Here is an 18,444-nt window from a genome sequence, read left to right on the forward strand (position 1 = left end):
GACATTTGCTGAGTCTGGACAGGCCACGAGTCATGGGCATTCTCAATGTCACGCCCGATTCCTTTTCCGACGGTGGGCGCTTCGACGAACTGGGCAAGGCGCTGGAACAAGTGGAAGCGATGCTGGCGGCCGGTGCGGATATCATCGATATCGGTGGAGAATCGACTCGTCCGGGTGCCGAGGATGTGTCCGAACAGGAAGAAATGGACCGGGTGCTTCCCGTTGTGGAAGGTATCAACAGTCGCTTTGACACCATCATCTCGCTGGACACCAGCAAGGCAGCCGTCATGCGTGAAGGCGCGGCTCACGGTGTGGGCTTGATCAACGATGTCAGGGCACTGCGTGAACCAGGTGCTCTGGAGGTCGCATTGGATTCTGCGCTTCCGGTATGTCTGATGCATATGCAAGGACAGCCTCGCAGCATGCAGCGCGAGCCGGTTTATGAAGATGTGGTATCCGAAGTCGGAGAATTTCTGATACAACGCCGACAGGTTTGTATCGATGCCGGTATGGACGCTTCCCAGATTCTGCTGGATCCGGGTTTCGGATTTGGCAAGACGCTGGCTCACAATCTGCAATTGCTCAAACATCTTTCCGGGTTTTGCGGCAATTCACCATTGCTTGTCGGTCTGTCAAGGAAGCGCATGTTTGCCCAGATTCTGGGTGACGATTCCACGGACAGGGTGGCGGCATCCGTGAGTGCGGCGTTGCTTTGTGTGGAGCGCGGTGCGTCTATCGTACGCGTGCATGATGTTGCACCAACCGTACAGGCGCTGGCAGTACTACAGGCGGTGCAAGAGTGCCGATAGCTGGACTACAGGACTGATGACAATGGCAAGAGAGTTTTTTGGAACCGACGGCATTAGAGGCCGTGTCGGGCAATACCCCATGACAGCACAGACCGTCATGAAGCTGGGCTGGGCAGCAGGCAAGGTACTGGCATCGAAAGGCAATCGTGAGGTTCTGATCGGCAAGGACACGCGAATTTCAGGCTATCTCTTCGAGTCTGCGCTGGAAGCCGGCCTGGCATCGGCGGGTATCAACAGTCGCATGCTTGGTCCGATGCCAACGCCGGCAGTGGCCTATCTGACCAGCACATTCCGAGCCGCGGCCGGTATCGTGATCAGTGCCTCGCACAATCCGTTCTACGACAATGGTCTGAAGTTCTTCTCCACGGAAGGAACGAAATTGCCGGACGAGCTGGAGCTCGAGATCGAGGCAATGATGAAGGAAGAGATGACCACGGTCGACTCCAAGGATCTGGGGCGTGCACGACGAGTTGAGGACGCCTCCGGTCGCTATATCGAGTTCTGCAAGAGCACCTTCCCGTCTTCGTTGCGTCTCGACGGCATGAAAATCGTGGTCGATACTGCCAATGGCGCGGCGTATCACATAGCGCGTGAGGTTTTCGATGAGCTTGGTGCGGATGTGATTGCGGTAGGAGCTGACCCCAATGGCATGAATATCAACAAGGAGTGTGGCGCCACTGCGCCTGACAATCTGCGCGCTCACGTGCTGCTGGAGCGGGCGGATGTCGGTATCGCTCTGGATGGTGATGGCGACCGACTCATCATGGTGGATCATCGTGGAGATATCGTCGATGGTGACGAGATTCTGTATGTGCTGGCCAAGGCCCGTCACCAGGCAGGTACGCTCAAGGGCGGCGTTGTCGGTACGCTGATGACCAATCTGGCGCTGGAGCACGCGTTTGATGCGCTGGGAATCCCGTTTGCCAGGGCCGGTGTGGGAGATCGCTATGTCATGGAGCTGCTGCGTGAGCGTGGTTGGGAGCTGGGTGGCGAGAACTCCGGACACATCATCTGTCTGGATCGGGTTACCACGGGAGATGCCATCGTGGCGGCTCTGGCGGTACTGGCCGTCATGCGGTCGACAGGGGAGACGCTCGAAGGTCTGCGTGCAGACATGAAGCTGTACCCGCAGGTGTTGCTCAACGTGCCCGTGGCGAAGAAAGTGAATCTGGATGACAACGAAGTGATTCAGGCTGCAGTCCGGCAGGCGGAGCAGGATCTGGATGGTAATGGGCGAGTGTTGCTCCGGCCATCGGGTACCGAGCCGCTGGTTCGAGTCATGGTCGAGGGAAAGGTGGCCAATGACGTGCAGGAAATCTGTCAGCGCGTCGCCAATGTGGTTGGCGATGCGCTGGACTAAGGGCTGCCGAGAAGGTATGATCCTGCGGTTAACTCAAGGGGGTAGATTGTCTTGGCCATTCGCCAGCCACTCATAGCAGGAAACTGGAAGCTCAACGGTACACGCAATTCCGTTGTCGAGCTGGCCAGCGAGATTTCCGCAGGAGCTGCAAGCCTTCCGGTCGAGGTGCTTGTGTGCCCGGTTGTCGTGCATCTGGCCGATGTGCTGGCTGTCGTCGGCAACTCCCCGGTTCATCTGGGAGCACAGAACTGTTCGGAGGCCAGGACGGGCGCGTATACCGGTGAAGTGTCTGCCGACATGCTGCAGGAGTTCGGGTGCGAATACGTGATCCTGGGTCATTCCGAGCGCCGAGCGCTCTATCACGAGACCAGTGAGCAGATTGCGCAGAAGTGCCTGTCGGTGCAGCAGGCGGGTATGACCCCCGTGCTTTGTGTGGGTGAAACCCTGGAGGAGCGTGAAGCAGGGCAGGTCGAGGCTGTCATTGCTGCGCAGCTCGACGCCATGCTCGAAGCGGGTGGGGTTGATGCCTTCCGACAGATGGTCGTTGCCTACGAGCCCGTGTGGGCCATCGGTACCGGCAAGACGGCTTCGCCTGAAGAAGCGCAGGCCGTACATGCCATGATTCGCCAGAAGATATCGTCGCAGAATGCCGATATCGCAAGCGCACTGCGCATTCTGTATGGTGGAAGTGTCAAGGCCGACAATGCGGCCAGTCTTTTTGGTCAGGCAGATATCGACGGTGGTCTTGTCGGTGGTGCTGCGCTGGATGCAACGTCCTTTCTGGCCATTTGTGAGGCAGCTGCCTCTACAGTCGAAAAAACTGCCTCCTGAAGGCGGATCCAAGAGATATCTGATCAAGTATGCAATCCCTGGCGTTAGTAATTCACGTGATCCTGGCCGTTGGTGTCATCGGTCTTGTCCTCATTCAGCATGGCAAGGGTGCTGATGCCGGTGCGGCGTTTGGCAGTGGCGCATCAGCCACGGTGTTCGGCGCTCGTGGCTCGGCTTCCTTTCTGACACGCGCCACTACCATCCTGGTTTCGCTGTTTTTTGCCACCAGCATCTTTCTGTTCTATCTTGCCGCGCATCGTGATGGTTCGGTTCGGTCAGTGACTGATGTTCCCGGGCTTGTGGAAGAGGCGCCTGCTGTCTCGACCGATCTGCCGGGTGGTGTGCAGGACGATGTGCCAGCTCCGGTCTCGGATCTCCCTGGTGATGCGGCTGCCGACGAGGCAGGGGCAACCGGTGCTGAATCCGATTTGCCAAAAGCTGCTGAGTAATACCACTTTTCCGAAGATATGCGTTATCATCTTCGGCTGGCCTTGCAGGCCTTTTTCCCTTATGCCGTCATGGTGGAATTGGTAGACACGCTATCTTGAGGGGGTAGTGGCGCAAGCTGTCCCGGTTCGAGTCCGGGTGACGGCACCATAAGGGATCTTTGGCACATTCGGTCTGGCAGGTAAAGAAATCCGATCCTGTTTGGAAGCCAAAGTGGTTGGATATCTGCGATAATTGTTGTGTTGAATCTTCCGCGTTGTGTCAGTTCTGTCAGGCGCGACGTCCACGATTATTCGGTTTCAAGCCACAAACAGCCAGGTAGCTGCCTTTGGGTGGTTGCGTGCGGAGCCTACAGTGCTAGCCAACTATTTCCCGGTTTTGCTGTTCATCCTGATAGGTCTCGGACTGGGCATTCTGTTGCTCACGGCCGGGCGTCTGGTCGGGCCCTCCAATCCGGGCAAGGACAAGAACTCCCCGTACGAATGTGGCTTCGAGGCATTCGAGGATGCGCGGATGAAGTTCGACGTTCGCTATTATCTGGTTGCCATCCTCTTCATCATTTTCGATCTGGAAATCGCCTTCCTGATTCCCTGGGCCATCTCGCTGGATGCCATTTCAGGAACGGCATTCGCCGCCATGGGTATCTTTCTGTTCATTCTGGTGATCGGTTTCATCTACGAATGGAAGAAAGGCGCACTCGAGTGGGAATAGCATCATGGGTATAGAAGGCGTTCTTGAAGAAGGGTTTGTCACCACTTCAGCCGACAAATTGATCAACTGGGCGCGCACCGGGTCCATGTGGCCGATGTCTTTCGGTCTTGCCTGTTGCGCGGTCGAGATGATGCATGCGGGAGCTGCCCGGTATGATCTGGATCGATTCGGCATCATATTCAGACCCAGTCCACGCCAGTCGGATGTCATGATCGTGGCGGGTACCCTGGTCAACAAGATGGCTCCTGCCTTGCGCAAGGTCTATGACCAGATGCCAGATCCCAAATGGGTCATCTCCATGGGGAGCTGTGCCAACGGGGGTGGCTATTATCATTATTCCTACGCAGTGGTCCGTGGCTGTGATCGCATCGTACCGGTAGACGTCTATGTGCCTGGTTGTCCACCAACAGCCGAGGCGTTGCTCTACGGTATTCTGCAACTGCAGAACAAGATTCGCACCACCAACACCATTGCGCGCTGATCACCATGGCAAATCGTGAACAGAACATGCTGGAAGCTCTGCAGGCGGTATTTCCCGACAACGCCAGTATCCAGCACTCCCTCGATCTGATTGTCATGGATGTCGCCCCGTCGGAGCTGATTGCCGTGGCGACAGAGCTGCGCGACAACGAGACGCTGTCCTTTCGGCAACTGAGCGATCTTGCCGGTGTGGATTACGCGACCTACGGTCACGATGAATGGGCCACCGATACGGAAAACAATGCCAGCTTCAGTCGGGCAGTGAACGCGGCTTCAACTGGCAGTCTGACCTTCAATACAGGTCTGGAACTGCCGCCCAGTGATCGGCCGCGATTTGTCGTGGTGTATCACTTGTTGTCGCTGGATCACAACGTGCGGCTGCGTGTGCGTTGTGCCGCTCCTGATGATGCCATGCCGGTGGTGCCGTCGGTCATTGCCATCTGGAACAACGCCAACTGGTACGAGCGAGAAGCATTCGATCTGTTCGGAATCCTGTTCGACGGGCATCCGGATCTGCGTCGAATACTGACTGATTACGGATTCATCGGTCATCCGTTCCGCAAGGATTTCCCGTTGATCGGCAATGTGGAAATGCGCTATGACTCGGTCAAGGAGCGCGTGATCTACGAACCGGTCAGTATCGAACCTCGAGTGCTGGTACCGCGAGTCATCCGTGAGGATTCGCGTTATGTCGCTGGTGAAACCCCGAAGAAAGACGATGCCTGAGATACGCAATTACACGCTGAACTTCGGTCCTCAGCACCCGGCAGCCCACGGGGTGTTGCGACTGGTGCTGGAAATGGACGGCGAGGTGGTGGAACGTGCCGATCCGCATATCGGATTGCTGCATCGCGGTACTGAAAAACTGGCGGAGTCCAAACCGTACAATCAGAGTATCGGTTACATGGATCGTCTGGACTACGTTTCCATGATGTGCAACGAGCATGGCTATGTTCTGGCCATCGAGAAGTTGCTGGGTGTCGAGGTGCCATTGCGTGCCCAGTACATCCGCGTCATGTTCGACGAAATCACCCGAATCCTGAATCACCTGATGTGGTTGGGAGCCCACGGGCTGGATATCGGTGCCATGACCGTGTTTCTGTATTGCTTCCGTGAACGCGAAGATCTCATGGATTGCTACGAAGCCGTCTCCGGTGCACGTATGCATGCTACCTACTACCGCCCCGGTGGCGTCGCGCGTGATTTGCCGGATCGCATGCCGCAATACGAGGCTTCCCGCTTTACCAGTAAATCGGCCGCTGCCAAACTCAATGAGACTCGCCAGGGCAGCATGCTGGATTTCATTGAAGACTTCACGAAGCGATTTCCCGGGTATGTCGATGAATACGAGACCCTGCTGACGGATAACCGCATCTGGAAGCAGCGTACCGTTGGCATCGGCGTGGTCACTCCCGAGCGCGCCTTGCAATTGGGATTCACCGGTCCGATGTTGCGCGGGTCGAATATCGAATGGGATTTGCGCAAGAAGCAACCTTATGAAGTGTATGACCAGCTCGATTTCGACATTCCTGTGGGTACCAATGGGGACAGTTATGATCGATATCTGGTACGCGTGGAAGAAATGCGCCAGAGCAACCGCATCATCAAGCAGTGCGTGGATTGGTTGCGAGTCAACCAAGGTCCGGTTCTGACAGAGGATCACAAGATTGCACCGCCACGCCGCGGCGAGATGAAGGGTGACATGGAATCCCTGATTCATCACTTCAAGCTGTTTACCGAAGGGTTCTGTCTGCCCGAAGGCGAAGCCTATGCAGCCGTGGAGCACCCGAAAGGTGAGTTTGGTTGTTTTCTTGTCTCCGATGGCGCCAACAAGCCGTATCGTCTGAAAGTCAGGGCACCGGGGTTCACTCATCTCGCCTCACTCGACGAAATGGCCCGGGGACATATGCTGTCTGATGTCGTTGCCCTTATCGGTACCCAGGATATCGTTTTCGGTGAGATTGACCGCTAGCGTGATTGCCGGAGAAAATTCATGAGTTCTGTACCTGCCGACGTCCAGCTGCCCGACCCCGAGAAGGTGTTGAGCGAGCATTCGATTCATGAAATCGATGAATGGCTGACGCGCTACCCGGAAGATCGCAAGCAAAGCGCCGTGCTGGCTGCGCTGAGCATTGCCCAGCATCAGAATCAGGGATGGTTGTCGACCGAACTGATGGACGCTGTGGCAGCCAAGCTCGACATGCCACCCATTGCAGTGTACGAAGTGGCCAGTTTCTATTCCATGTTCGAGACGAAGCCGGTGGGCCGTCATTGCGTGGCAATCTGCACCAACATCAGTTGCATGCTGATGGGATCGGACTCCATCGTCAATCACGTGCAGGAGAAGTACGGTATCAAATTGGGTGAATCCACAGAAGACGGGCGGATCTACCTCAAGGTCGAAGAGGAGTGTCTGGCTGCCTGCGCCGGCGGTCCGATGATGCAGGTGGACCACGTCTACCACACCCAGCTCACGCCACAGAAAGTGGATGAGATTCTGGATGGGCTTGACTGATAACTTCGACGAACGGGAGAACGGGAAAACTCGATGAGCGACCGACAGATACCTGCGTCCCTGGCGCCGATGAACCAGGTTTGCTACACGACCTTGCAGTTCGATGAGCCCTGGACGTATGAAAATTACCTGAAGATCGGTGGCTATCAGGCATGGCAGAAGATTCTCGACGAGAAACTCTCGCCCGATGATGTCGTGCAGATCGTCAAGGACTCTGGCCTGCGCGGACGCGGTGGTGCGGGATTTCCCACCGGTCTCAAGTGGAGCTTCATGCCGAAGAACGGCGGGCAGAGCTATTTCGTCATCAATTCCGATGAATCGGAGCCGGGCACGTGCAAGGATCGTGACCTCATCCGTTTCAATCCGCATGCGCTGGTGGAAGGCATGTTGATTGGCAGCTATGCCATTCGTGCCTCTGTCAGCTACAACTACATGCGTGGCGAGTTCATGGACGAGGTGTACAGGAATTTCATGCAAGCCATCAAGGATGCCTATGCCAATGGCTGGGCCGGCAAGGACATCAAGGGCTCGGGTATCGATATCGAGGTCATCGGTACACTGGGCGCAGGGGCCTACATCTGCGGCGAAGAAACGGCTCTGCTCGAATCGCTGGAAGGCAAGAAGGGACAACCGCGTTTCAAGCCGCCTTTCCCGGCAGGCTTCGGTCTGTATGGTCGTCCAACAACCATCAACAATACAGAATCGGTAGCCAGCGTTCCGGCAATCATCCGCAATGGTGCGGAATGGTTCAAGAACATGGGTATCGAGACTGCAGGCGGGCAGAAATGCTTCTCCGTTTCCGGTCATGTGGCCCAGCCCGGCAATTTCGAGATCAATCTCGGTACGCCATTCGCCACGCTGCTGGAGCTGTGTGGTGGCATGAAAGACGGCATACCCTTGAAGGCGGTCATCCCGGGAGGCTCATCGGTACCGGTAGTGCCCGGTGACATCATGATGAAGACCGATATGGACTACGACTCCATTTCCAAGGTTGGTGGTTCCATGCTGGGCTCCGGGGCTGTCATCGTCATGAATGAAACCACCGATATGGTGCAGGCGCTGCGCAGGATCTCGCGATTCTATTATTCGGAGAGTTGCGGGCAGTGTACACCGTGTCGCGAAGGAACCGGTTGGTTATACCGCATGCTGACTCGCATCGTGGAAGGCAAGGGCATGCCGGAAGATATCGAAAAACTTGAAGACGTGGCTGGCAAGATTGCAGGACGCACCATCTGTGCGTTGGGCGATGCGGCCGCCATGCCCGTGCAGAGCTTCGTGAAGCACTATCGTCACGAGTTCGAATATTACATCCAGAACGGGCGCAGCATCGTGTCCGAGAAACTGGGCGCAGTTGCCTGATCTGATTGTCTTCAGGCCCCTCGTGTTATCCCGACGAAACAGCGTAAATGAGTGACGACACAATCCAGATAACCGTTGACGGAACACCGCTGACGGCGAAGCGCGGGCAGATGCTGATCGAGGTCACCGATGCCGCAGGTATCGATGTTCCACGTTTCTGTTATCACAAGAAGCTATCGGTCGCGGCCAACTGCCGCATGTGCCTGGTTGAAGTGGAGAAAGCCCCCAAGCCGTTACCGGCCTGTGCCACTCCCTGCATGCCCGATATGGTCGTGCATACCGATTCAAAGCTCGCCCGTGACGCCCAGAAAGGCACCATGGAGTTCCTGCTCATCAATCATCCGCTGGATTGCCCGATCTGCGACCAGGGAGGAGAGTGTGAGTTGCAGGACGTTGCCATGGGTTATGGCAGTGGCGCCTCGCAGTACACCGAAGGCAAGCGCGTGGTGTTCGACAAGTACATTGGTCCGCTGATTGCCACCGAAATGACCCGCTGCATTCACTGTACCCGTTGCGTGAGATTCGGCGAAGAGATTGCCGGTATTCGTGAACTGGGTGCCACGGGACGCGGCGAGAATGTTCGAATCGGCACGTATATCGAGAAATCGGTGGTCTCGGAAGTATCCGGCAATGTCATCGACATCTGTCCCGTTGGCGCATTGACCGCTCGACCGTCGCGCTTCACGGCACGCGCCTGGGAACTGTCTCAGCAATCCGGCGTATCACCGCACGATTCGGTGGGCTCCAATATCTTCATTCACATGGATGGAACCACGGTCAACCGCGTCGTGCCGCGAGACAACGAATCCATCAATGAGGTCTGGATCGCCGATCGTGACCGTTTCAGCTACCAGGGACTGAACAGTGCAGAGCGACTGAGCACCCCGCTGGTTCGTGTTGACGGCCAACTGCAGCCCACGGACTGGACAACAGCGCTGGCCGCTGCCGCAGCAAGGCTCAAGTGCGACTCTCTGGGTGTGCTGGCTTCTGCGAACAACACGCTCGAAGAGCTCTACCTGTCGCAGAAGCTCGGTCGGGCGCTGGGCAGCAGGAATATCGATCATCGACTGGGGCAATCGGACTTCAGTGCACAGGATGCCGCACCGGTCATGCCCTGGCTGGGCATGGGGCTCAACGATCTGGAAACCCTTGATGCCGCCCTGTTGGTCGGGTCCAACATTCGCAAGGATCAGCCCATTGCGGCGTTGCGGTTGCGCAAGTCGGCTCTCAAGGGTGCTGCCATCAGTTTCATCAATCCGCGTAACTTCCCGCTGCATTTCGAGGCAGCCGAGAATATCGCCACGCGGTTCGATCGCATGGTCACCGAGCTGTATGCGGTGGCAAGAGCTGCCGGTGCCGACATCTCGGCCATGCAGGACGTTCCCGAAGTGCAAACGGATGAGCGTCATCAACGCATCGCGGAGAGCCTGAAGAGTGGTGAGCGCGCCGCCGTTTTTCTGGGCAACATGGCGGTGCAGCACCCTGACTACGCGCAGTTGCAGTATCTGGCCAATGCGCTGTCGAAAGCCACTGGCGCGACACTGTCCATGCTTCCGGAGCGCGCAAATACGGCAGGTGCCTGGCTGGCTGGCGCGGTTCCGCACCGGGAGGCCGGCGGCCGTGTCGTGCAGGATGGCAATACCGGCATGAACGCATCGCAGATGCTTGATGAGCCTTTGCAATCCTATCTGCTGGTTGGCGTCGAGCCCGAGCTGGATGCCGCCAACCCTGCCCGGGCCCTCAAGACACTGCAAGCCTGCAATGGTGTCGTCGCCATTTCAGCCTACCTGTCCGAGGGTTTGAGTCAGGTCGCTGATGTGGTTTTACCGGCAGCTACCTTCACCGAGACTTTCGGTACCTACGTCAATGCCACCGGCAACTGGCAGAGTGCACGTGGTGTGACCAATCCGCCAGGTGATGCGCGTCCTGCCTGGAAGATCTTTCGTGTGCTCGCCTCCGAACTGGAGATCGATGGTTTCGAGTACGACAGTCCCGAAGACATCACACGAGAACTGCAATCCCGTTGCGGCGGAATCCAGTTGGGCAATCTGACCGAATTTGCGACAGCACCAGCCTTTGCGACAATGCGTGATGCCGAGTTGCTGCGGGCAGGGGAGACGCCGATCTATGCGACCGACCCCGTGGTGCGTCGTTCACAACCACTGCAGAAGTCACTGGACGGCAAGCAGGCATTTGCCAGCATGGCAGATTCCGTGGCACGGAAACTGTCACTTGCTGATGGTGATCCCGTCAGCGTCCGACAGAATGGCTCGGCGGTGACGCTGCCGGTCAAGCTCGACAACAATGTGCCTGACGGTTGCGTCTGGGTGCCAACCGGACTGCCCGAGACCGCCGCCCTGGGCGAGCTCTTCGGCGCTATCGAGGTGAGTAAAGCCTGATGGATGCACTGATACTCACGGTATGGTCGCTGGTCAAGATCGTCGCGGTACTGGTACCACTGATTCTGTGTGTTGCCTATCTGACACTGGCCGAACGCAAGGTCATCGGCTCCATGCAGGTTCGTGTCGGTCCCAACCGGGTCGGCTTCAAGGGGCTGGGTCAACCGTTTGCCGATGTATTCAAGCTGCTTTGCAAGGAAGTCATCATTCCGACCAATGCTTCGCGCTTTCTGTTTCTGACGGCACCCATTCTGTCGCTTGCCCCGGCATTGGCCGCCTGGGCGGTCATTCCGTTCGCCGATGGCTGGCAGATTGCCGATATCAACGCGGGACTGATCTATGTACTGGCGATGACCTCGCTGGGCGTATACGGCGTCATCCTGGCCGGCTGGGCGTCGAATTCGAAATACGCGTTTCTGGGGGCGATGCGTTCGGCAGCCCAGATAGTGGCCTACGAAATCGCCATGGGATTTGCCCTCGTGGGTGTGCTGATGATGTCCGGCAGCCTGAACCTGGGTGACATCGTGCGAGCGCAAACCGGCGGGTTCTTCAACTGGTACCTGTTTCCGCTGTTTCCTCTGGCGATCGTGTACTTCATCTCCGGTGTGGCCGAGACCAACCGGGCACCGTTTGATGTGGCAGAAGGCGAATCCGAGATCGTTGCAGGCTTTCACGTCGATTATTCAGGTTTCGGCTTTGCGCTGTTCTTTCTGGCCGAATACGCGAACATGATCATGATTGCCGCCCTGACTGCCATCCTCTTTCTGGGCGGTTGGATGTCACCCATTGATGGCTGGGGTGACGGTATTCACTGGTTTCTGATCAAGACGGCAGCCCTGCTGTTCGTTTTCCTGTGGCTGCGTGCCACCTTCCCACGCTATCGCTATGACCAGATCATGCGACTCGGCTGGAAGGTATTCATTCCCGTGACCATCGTGTGGATTGCCGTGATCGGCTTTGCCATCTACTTCGAAGTGGGCCCGTGGTTCAGCACTGTGCGTTCCGGCGGTCTTTAGAGGCGAGCAGCAGACATGACAGGACAAATCAGCAAATACATCAAGAGCTTCACACTGTGGGAGCTTCTCAAGGGCCTGAGCCTGACCGGCAGGTACTTCGTTTCGGGCAATATCACGATCCAGTACCCGGAAGAGAAGACACCTCAGTCGCATCGTTTCCGTGGTCTGCACGCGTTGCGTCGTTACCCGAACGGCGAGGAGCGCTGCATTGCCTGCAAACTGTGTGAGGCGGTGTGCCCGGCTCTGGCCATTACCATAGACTCGGAACAGCGCGAAGATGGCACTCGCCGAACATCGCGTTACGATATCGATCTGTTCAAGTGCATCTTCTGCGGTTTCTGCGAAGAAGCCTGCCCCGTGGACTCCATCGTCGAAACGCGCATATTCGAATACCATTTCGAAAATCGTGGCGAGCAGATCATGACCAAGGACAAGCTCCTGGCCATCGGTGACAAATACGAAGAACAGATTGCCGCTGATCGGGCTGCAGACGCTGCTTTCCGCTGATGCGCCGTCACCCAAGCCTCAACAGTGCCTGCGCAACACCGGTTTGCGCAAACCGACAGGAAGGATCAATCCAGTGACATTTGAACTGTTCATTTTCTATCTGTTTGCGGCCATCATGGTGTTCGCGGCGGCGCGTGTCATCACCGCGCGCAATCCGGTACATGCCGCCATGTTTCTGGTGCTGACCTTCTTTACCTGTTCTGCCATCTGGTTGTTGCTGGAGGCTGAATTCCTCGCCATCACTCTGGTGCTGGTCTACGTTGGAGCGGTCATGGTGCTATTCCTGTTCGTGGTCATGATGCTGGATGTGAACGTCGAGCCATTGCGGGAAGGATTCGTGAAGTATCTGCCTGTCGGCATTCTGGTGGGCGTGATCATGCTCGTGGAAATGGTGTTCCTGATTACTCAGAAGTACTACAAGGCCGAGCAGTTTCCGGTGCCGGAACGCGTCAGTGCCGATGCACTGAGCAATACCGAGTCGTTGGGACGACTGCTCTACAGTGAGTACCTGTTCCAGTTCGAGATCGCCGCCATCATCCTGTTGGTGGCGATTGTTGCGGCCATTGCGCTGACCATGCGTCGGCGAGCCAATACCAAGTATCAGTCCCCGTCCAGCCAGGTGGAAGTCCGCAAGCAGGATCGTCTGCGCGTGGTTCAGATGCCGGCTGAAAAGCGTTCATCCTGAGGGCCATACAGACATCATGATTTCCCTGTCTCATTATCTGGCCCTCGGCGCCGTGCTGTTCTGCCTGAGCGTGGTTGGCATCTTCCTGAATCGCAAGAACGTGATCATCCTGCTGATGTGCATCGAATTGATGCTGCTGTCAGTCAACATGAACTTCGTGGCCTTTTCCCATTTTCTGGGTGATGGTGCCGGACAGATTTTCGTTTTCTTCATCCTGACCGTTGCAGCGGCAGAGGCAGCCATCGGGCTGGCCATCCTGGTGGTGTTGTTCCGTAATCGCTCCACCATCAACGTTGCCGATCTCGACGCACTCAAAGGCTAGCCAACGTGAAGCTACTCTACACACTCATTCCGCTGGCACCGCTACTCGCTGCTATCGTCACCGGCCTGTTCGGTCGGCGCATCGGTCGCATCAACGCCCATCGTGTGACCATCGCCGGCGTGGCGTTCTCACTGCTGTTGTCCTGCGTTGCGTTTTTTCATGTGGTCATCGGTAATGCCGCGCCGTTCAATGAAACGCTCTACACCTGGCTGATCAGCGGCAATATCCGATTCGAAATCGGATTTCTGGTCGACAACCTGACGGTGATGATGCTGTTGGTAGTCAATTTCGTTTCCCTGATGGTGCACATCTACACCATCGGCTACATGCACGATGATGACGGTTACCAGCGGTTCTTCTGCTACATCTCGCTGTTCACCTTTTCGATGCTCATGCTGGTCATGTCCAACAACTTCCTGCAGCTGTTCTTCGGCTGGGAAGCGGTGGGCACCGTGTCCTACCTGCTGATCGGCTTCTACTACAAGAAGGAAACCGCCATCTTCGCCAACATGAAGGCGTTTCTGGTCAACCGGGTGGGTGACTTCGGATTCGTACTGGGTATCGCCGGAATCGTCATGTACACCAACAGCCTGGCCTATACCGATGCCTTTGCTGCCGCACCCGGACTGGTTGGGCAGACCATCAACATCGTGGGCAGTGCGGAATGGGATGTCCTGACTGTCCTGTGCATTCTGCTGTTCATTGGCGCGATGGGTAAATCGGCTCAGGCACCCTTGCATGTCTGGCTGCCGGATTCCATGGAAGGTCCGACCCCGATCTCGGCACTGATCCATGCCGCGACCATGGTCACGGCCGGCATCTTCATGGTGTCGCGCATGTCACCACTGTTCGAACTGTCCGAGACTGCGCTGAGCTTCATCCTCATCATCGGTGCCTTCACCGCGTTCTTCATGGGGCTGATCGGCATGGTACAGAACGACATCAAGCGGGTAGTGGCTTACTCGACGCTGTCTCAGCTGGGCTACATGACGGTGGCACTGGGTGTGTCAGCGTATTCGGCAGCAATGTTTCACCTGATGACTCACGCGTTCTTCAAGGCATTGCTGTTCCTTGCGGCCGGTTCGGTCATCATCGCCCTGCATCATGAGCAGGACATCCGGAAGATGGGTGGTTTGCGAAAGATCATGCCCATCACCTACTGGACATCACTGATCGGTTCACTTGCCCTGATCGGATTTCCCGGGTTTGCCGGGTTCTACTCAAAGGACATCATCATCGAAGCGGTGCACGCCTCATCCATCCCTGGTGCCGGCATTGCCTACTGGGCGGTGCTGGGCGGTGTGTTTGTCACTGCGTTCTACTCATTCAGACTGTTCTTCCTGGTGTTCCATGGCGAGACGCGCATGGACAAGCACACGGCAGAACATGCCACGGAGTCCCCCGGGGTAGTCACCTGGCCCCTGATACTGCTGGCCATCCCTTCCGTGATCATCGGGTTCGTGGCGGTGTCGGCGGTGGTCTACGGTGACTACTTCAAGGACGTGATCTTCGTGACGGAAGCGCATGATGTACTGGGTGCATTGGCCGAGGAATATCACGGCCCGATGCAGTTCATCAGCCACGCCTTCCATGCTCCTGCTGTCTATATCGCGGCGATCGGGGTAGCCACGGCGTTCCTGTTCTACATAGTGGCGCCATCCATTCCGGCATTTCTGGATTCGAAGCTGGGTTTCCTTCGTCGCATTCTCGAAAACAAGTACGGATTTGACGACTTCAACCAAGCGGTGTTTGCGCGTGGCAGTGTCAACCTCGGACGCCAGTTGTGGGAAAAGGGAGACATCAAGGTCATTGATGGAGCGGTGGTCAACGGGACTGCCAACAGTGTCGGATTACTTGCCGGGATTGCGCGTCATGTGCAAAGCGGCATGCTGTTCCACTATGCATTTGCCATGATCCTCGGATTGCTGGCCATGCTGACCTGGTTTCTTTTCGTCTGATTATCACGCCCGATTGAGATCGATACATTGAGCTTTCCTATCCTGAGTCTGACGATCTGGTTGCCCATACTGGCGGGTTTTCTGATTATTGCCATGGGCGATAGACCGGCGCGCAAAGTGGCCGGCATTGCCTCCATCCTGACCTTCCTGGTGAGCCTGCCGTTGTATTTCGGTTTCGATTCGAGTACGGCCACCATGCAGTTTCAGGAGTCTCTGGCCTGGTTGCCGAGCTTCGGGATCAACTATGCATTGGGGATTGACGGCATCGCCATGCCGCTGATCATCCTGACGACGATCATCAACGTCATCGTGGTGATTTCTGCCTGGGAAGTGATCAAGGACCGGCCCTCTGTTTATCTGGGCGCTTTTTCGATCATGACGGGGCTGATGATCGGCGTGTTCTCGGCGATGGATGCCATTCTGTTCTACATCTTCTTCGAAGCGACACTGATACCGATGTTTCTGATCATTGGTATCTGGGGTGGGCCTCGACGCGTTTACGCCACGGTGAAGTTCTTCCTGTACACCTTCCTGGGGTCGGTGTTCATGTTGATCGCTCTGATCTACATGTACAACCAGGGCGGTTCGTTCGCCATTGCCGATCTGCACGCGCTTGCCCTGAGCAAGGATCAGCAGTTCTGGATCTTCCTGGCCTTTCTGGCGGCGTTTGCCGTCAAGATCCCGATGTGGCCGGTACACACCTGGTTGCCTGATGCACACGTCGAGGCACCAACCGCCGGTTCTGCCGTACTGGCAGCCATCATGTTGAAGATGGGTGGGTACGGTTTTCTGCGATTCTCCCTGCCGGTCACGCCAGACGCCAGTGCTCAGATGGATACCTTCATGATCGCCATCTCCCTGGTCGCTGTCGTGTACATCGGATTCGTGGCATTGGCTCAGCGTGACATGAAGAAGCTGATTGCCTATTCCTCGATCTCGCACATGGGCTTCGTGACGCTGGGCATTTTCATTGCCTTTCGCCTGCTTGCGAAAGACGATGCGAGCGGCGTGGCACTGGGCATCGAGGGAGCCATCATGCAGATGGTATCCCATGGATTCATTTCCGCCGCGATGTTCCTGTGCGTGGGTGTCATGTATGACCGTATACACAGTCGCGAAATCGCCGATTATGGCGGGGTCATCAATACCATGCCGATCTTCGCAGCCTTCATGGTGTTCTTCGCCATGGCCAATGCCGGCTTGCCGGGTACATCCGGTTTCGTGGGTGAATTCATGGTGATTCTGGCCAGCTTCAAGACCAATTTCTGGATCGCTTTCCTTGCGGCATCAACACTGATACTCGGAGCGGCGTATACGCTCTGGATGGTCAAGCGCGTCATCATGGGACCGATCGGCAACGACAAGGTGGCAGCGCTGACTGACATCAATTCCCGCGAGTTCTGGATGCTGGCGATATTGGCGATTCTGGTATTGCTGATAGGTGTCTGGCCGAATCTCATCGGTGGCGTCATGCACGCTTCGGTGGAGAATCTCGTGAATCAAATTTCAACTTCCAAGTACTGAGCGCCTCATGGACAACCTGCAGATCGCGACGCCCGAGATCTTTCTGCTGGCGGCCACCTGTGCGGTGTTGGTCGTCGGCCTGTTTACACAGGCGAAATCGAACACCGTCTACTGGCTCTCTCAGCTATCGCTGCTCATCACCCTGATCATGTCGCTGACGCAGATCGGTGATGCGGCGATCACCGGACTCAGTGGCGCCTATACCCTGGATGCGCTCAGTGCCAGTCTCAAGAGCTGGGTGCTGGCGTTGGCCATCGGCATCTTTCTGTACTCTCGCGATTACGTGGGCAATCGCAAGATAGCTCGCAGCGAGTATTTCGTACTCGGCCTGTTTGCCGTATCGGGCATGATGATCATGGTGTCGGCCACGCACATGCTGACCGTGTACCTGGGCCTGGAACTGCTGGCACTGTCGCAATACGCGATGGTGGCATTGCACAGGGATAACGGCAGGGCGGCGGAAGCGGCCATGAAGTATTTCGTGCTGGGGGCGCTTGCGTCGGGAATGCTGCTGTATGGCATGTCCATGGTGTACGGTGCTACCGGGTCGCTGAACCTGAACATCATTGCCGATATCCTGGCGGGTAACTCCGATGTGCTGAGCGCCGAACGGACTATCGGTGCGCGGTTTGGACTGACATTCCTGATCGTGGGTATCGCTTTCAAGCTGGGTGCTGTCCCGTTTCACATGTGGGTTCCGGATGTCTACGAAGGTGCCCCGACGTCGGTCACGATGTTCATTTCCACGGCTCCGAAGATTGCGGCATTTGCCATGCTGGTTCGTCTGCTGGTGGAAGGGCTGGAAACGCTCAATGCCGACTGGCAACAGATGCTGGCCATCATGTCGGCCCTGTCCATGGTTGTCGGCAATCTGATTGCGATTGCGCAAACCAACATCAAACGCATGCTGGCCTACAGCACGATTTCACATGTAGGGTTTCTGCTCATGGGCATGGTCTCCGCAACCAGTGCTGGCTACAGTGCCTCGATGTTCTACGCCATCAGCTATGCGTTCACGACGCTGGCGGCTTTCGGTGTTCTGCTGGCAGTCTCGCGTGAAGGGTTCGAGGTGGAGGAGTTGACCGATCTGGCAGGGCTGGGCAAGCGTAATGCATTACTGGCCAGCGTGATGTTGCTGGCGATGTTTTCACTGGCGGGTGTTCCACCGGCAGTAGGCTTCTACGCCAAGCTGACGGTATTGGAGTCAGCTGTCAGTGCCGGATTCACCTGGTTGGCAATTCTCGGCGTCATCATGTCGGTCATTGGTGCGTTCTACTACTTGCGTATCATCAAGATCATGTTCTTCGATGAGCCGGTGGACGAGCTGCAAGTGAGCCCGGCAGGCGATGTCACTGCCGGACTGGCCGTGAATGGTCTCGCTGTTCTGGTGCTGGGGCTTGCTCCCGGCTTGATCATGAGTGCGTGCATCACCGCATTCAGCTGAGACGGTCAACGCTGTCTGGTCGGTAAGCAGACTCCCGATTGCCGCTTCGGATAGTCGAGCGGCAATCGGATAATTGC

Annotated in this window: 18 protein-coding genes and 1 tRNA gene; all 19 read left to right on the forward strand. The window is 56.7% G+C overall.

The genetic code is table 11. The annotated features are described in order from the left end of the window. Nucleotides 1–32 precede the first annotated feature (32 nt). Nucleotides 33–809 (forward strand): dihydropteroate synthase, encoded by a 777-nt coding sequence (gene folP / locus ACUNV4_RS05930; protein WP_430877585.1) that lies wholly within the window; start codon nt 33–35, stop codon nt 807–809. A 22-nt stretch (nt 810–831) separates the two neighbouring features. Continuing rightward, nucleotides 832–2,169 carry a phosphoglucosamine mutase gene (gene glmM / locus ACUNV4_RS05935; protein WP_430877586.1) on the forward strand — a complete coding sequence of 446 codons (1,338 nt, stop codon included), beginning with the start codon at nt 832–834 and terminating at the stop codon, nt 2,167–2,169. Between the two features lie 57 nt (nt 2,170–2,226). Continuing rightward, nucleotides 2,227–3,000: a triose-phosphate isomerase gene (gene tpiA / locus ACUNV4_RS05940; RefSeq protein ID WP_430878290.1), complete on the forward strand. Its 774-nt coding sequence runs from the start codon at nt 2,227–2,229 to the stop codon at nt 2,998–3,000. 29 nt (nt 3,001–3,029) lie between these two features. Further along, the gene (gene secG / locus ACUNV4_RS05945; protein WP_430877587.1) at nt 3,030–3,449 is read left to right on the forward strand and encodes a preprotein translocase subunit SecG; all 420 of its coding nucleotides are present in this window, start codon (nt 3,030–3,032) and stop codon (nt 3,447–3,449) included. 63 nt (nt 3,450–3,512) lie between these two features. Further along, nucleotides 3,513–3,597 (forward strand) — tRNA-Leu (locus ACUNV4_RS05950). Nucleotides 3,598–3,801: 204 nt separating this feature from the next. After that, on the forward strand, nt 3,802–4,158 hold the full coding sequence (gene ndhC, locus ACUNV4_RS05955) for an NADH-quinone oxidoreductase subunit A (RefSeq protein ID WP_430877588.1): 357 nt from the start codon (nt 3,802–3,804) through the stop codon (nt 4,156–4,158). A gap of 4 nt (nt 4,159–4,162) precedes the next feature. Then, entirely contained in the window at nt 4,163–4,639 is a 477-nt protein-coding gene (locus ACUNV4_RS05960; protein WP_430877589.1) for a NuoB/complex I 20 kDa subunit family protein, read from the forward strand. Between the two features lie 5 nt (nt 4,640–4,644). Further along, nucleotides 4,645–5,364 (forward strand): NADH-quinone oxidoreductase subunit C, encoded by a 720-nt coding sequence (locus ACUNV4_RS05965; RefSeq protein WP_430877590.1) that lies wholly within the window; start codon nt 4,645–4,647, stop codon nt 5,362–5,364. Further along, a complete protein-coding gene (locus ACUNV4_RS05970; protein WP_430877591.1) occupies nt 5,357–6,610 on the forward strand; it encodes an NADH-quinone oxidoreductase subunit D in 1,254 nt (417 codons plus the stop codon). The genes ACUNV4_RS05965 and ACUNV4_RS05970 overlap by 8 nt, the downstream gene beginning before the upstream one ends. A 21-nt stretch (nt 6,611–6,631) precedes the next feature. Beyond that, nucleotides 6,632–7,153 carry an NADH-quinone oxidoreductase subunit NuoE family protein gene (locus ACUNV4_RS05975; RefSeq protein ID WP_430877592.1) on the forward strand — a complete coding sequence of 174 codons (522 nt, stop codon included), beginning with the start codon at nt 6,632–6,634 and terminating at the stop codon, nt 7,151–7,153. A 69-nt stretch (nt 7,154–7,222) separates the two neighbouring features. Beyond that, nucleotides 7,223–8,512 (forward strand): NADH-quinone oxidoreductase subunit NuoF, encoded by a 1,290-nt coding sequence (nuoF, locus tag ACUNV4_RS05980; protein WP_430878291.1) that lies wholly within the window; start codon nt 7,223–7,225, stop codon nt 8,510–8,512. Between the two features lie 47 nt (nt 8,513–8,559). Beyond that, nucleotides 8,560–10,911 (forward strand): NADH-quinone oxidoreductase subunit NuoG, encoded by a 2,352-nt coding sequence (gene nuoG / locus ACUNV4_RS05985; protein WP_430877593.1) that lies wholly within the window; start codon nt 8,560–8,562, stop codon nt 10,909–10,911. Beyond that, nucleotides 10,911–11,927 (forward strand): NADH-quinone oxidoreductase subunit NuoH, encoded by a 1,017-nt coding sequence (gene nuoH / locus ACUNV4_RS05990; protein ID WP_430877594.1) that lies wholly within the window; start codon nt 10,911–10,913, stop codon nt 11,925–11,927. Before nuoG ends, nuoH begins: the two co-directional genes overlap by 1 nt. Before the next feature lie 15 nt (nt 11,928–11,942). Then, a complete protein-coding gene (nuoI, locus tag ACUNV4_RS05995; RefSeq protein ID WP_430877595.1) occupies nt 11,943–12,434 on the forward strand; it encodes an NADH-quinone oxidoreductase subunit NuoI in 492 nt (163 codons plus the stop codon). A gap of 73 nt (nt 12,435–12,507) precedes the next feature. Further along, complete coding sequence (locus ACUNV4_RS06000) at nt 12,508–13,119, forward strand: NADH-quinone oxidoreductase subunit J (RefSeq protein ID WP_430877596.1); 612 nt, start codon at nt 12,508–12,510, stop codon at nt 13,117–13,119. A gap of 16 nt (nt 13,120–13,135) precedes the next feature. Further along, a complete protein-coding gene (nuoK, locus tag ACUNV4_RS06005) occupies nt 13,136–13,441 on the forward strand; it encodes an NADH-quinone oxidoreductase subunit NuoK (RefSeq protein WP_430877597.1) in 306 nt (101 codons plus the stop codon). 5 nt (nt 13,442–13,446) lie between these two features. Further along, nucleotides 13,447–15,399 carry an NADH-quinone oxidoreductase subunit L gene (gene nuoL / locus ACUNV4_RS06010; RefSeq protein ID WP_430877598.1) on the forward strand — a complete coding sequence of 651 codons (1,953 nt, stop codon included), beginning with the start codon at nt 13,447–13,449 and terminating at the stop codon, nt 15,397–15,399. 27 nt (nt 15,400–15,426) lie between these two features. Then, on the forward strand, nt 15,427–16,923 hold the full coding sequence (locus ACUNV4_RS06015; protein WP_430877599.1) for an NADH-quinone oxidoreductase subunit M: 1,497 nt from the start codon (nt 15,427–15,429) through the stop codon (nt 16,921–16,923). 7 nt (nt 16,924–16,930) lie between these two features. Beyond that, nucleotides 16,931–18,367, forward strand: a complete 1,437-nt coding sequence (gene nuoN, locus ACUNV4_RS06020) for an NADH-quinone oxidoreductase subunit NuoN (RefSeq protein ID WP_430877600.1) — start codon at nt 16,931–16,933, stop codon at nt 18,365–18,367. Nucleotides 18,368–18,444: the final 77 nt, after the last annotated feature.

It is taken from the genome of Granulosicoccus sp. 3-233 (assembly GCF_052681095.1).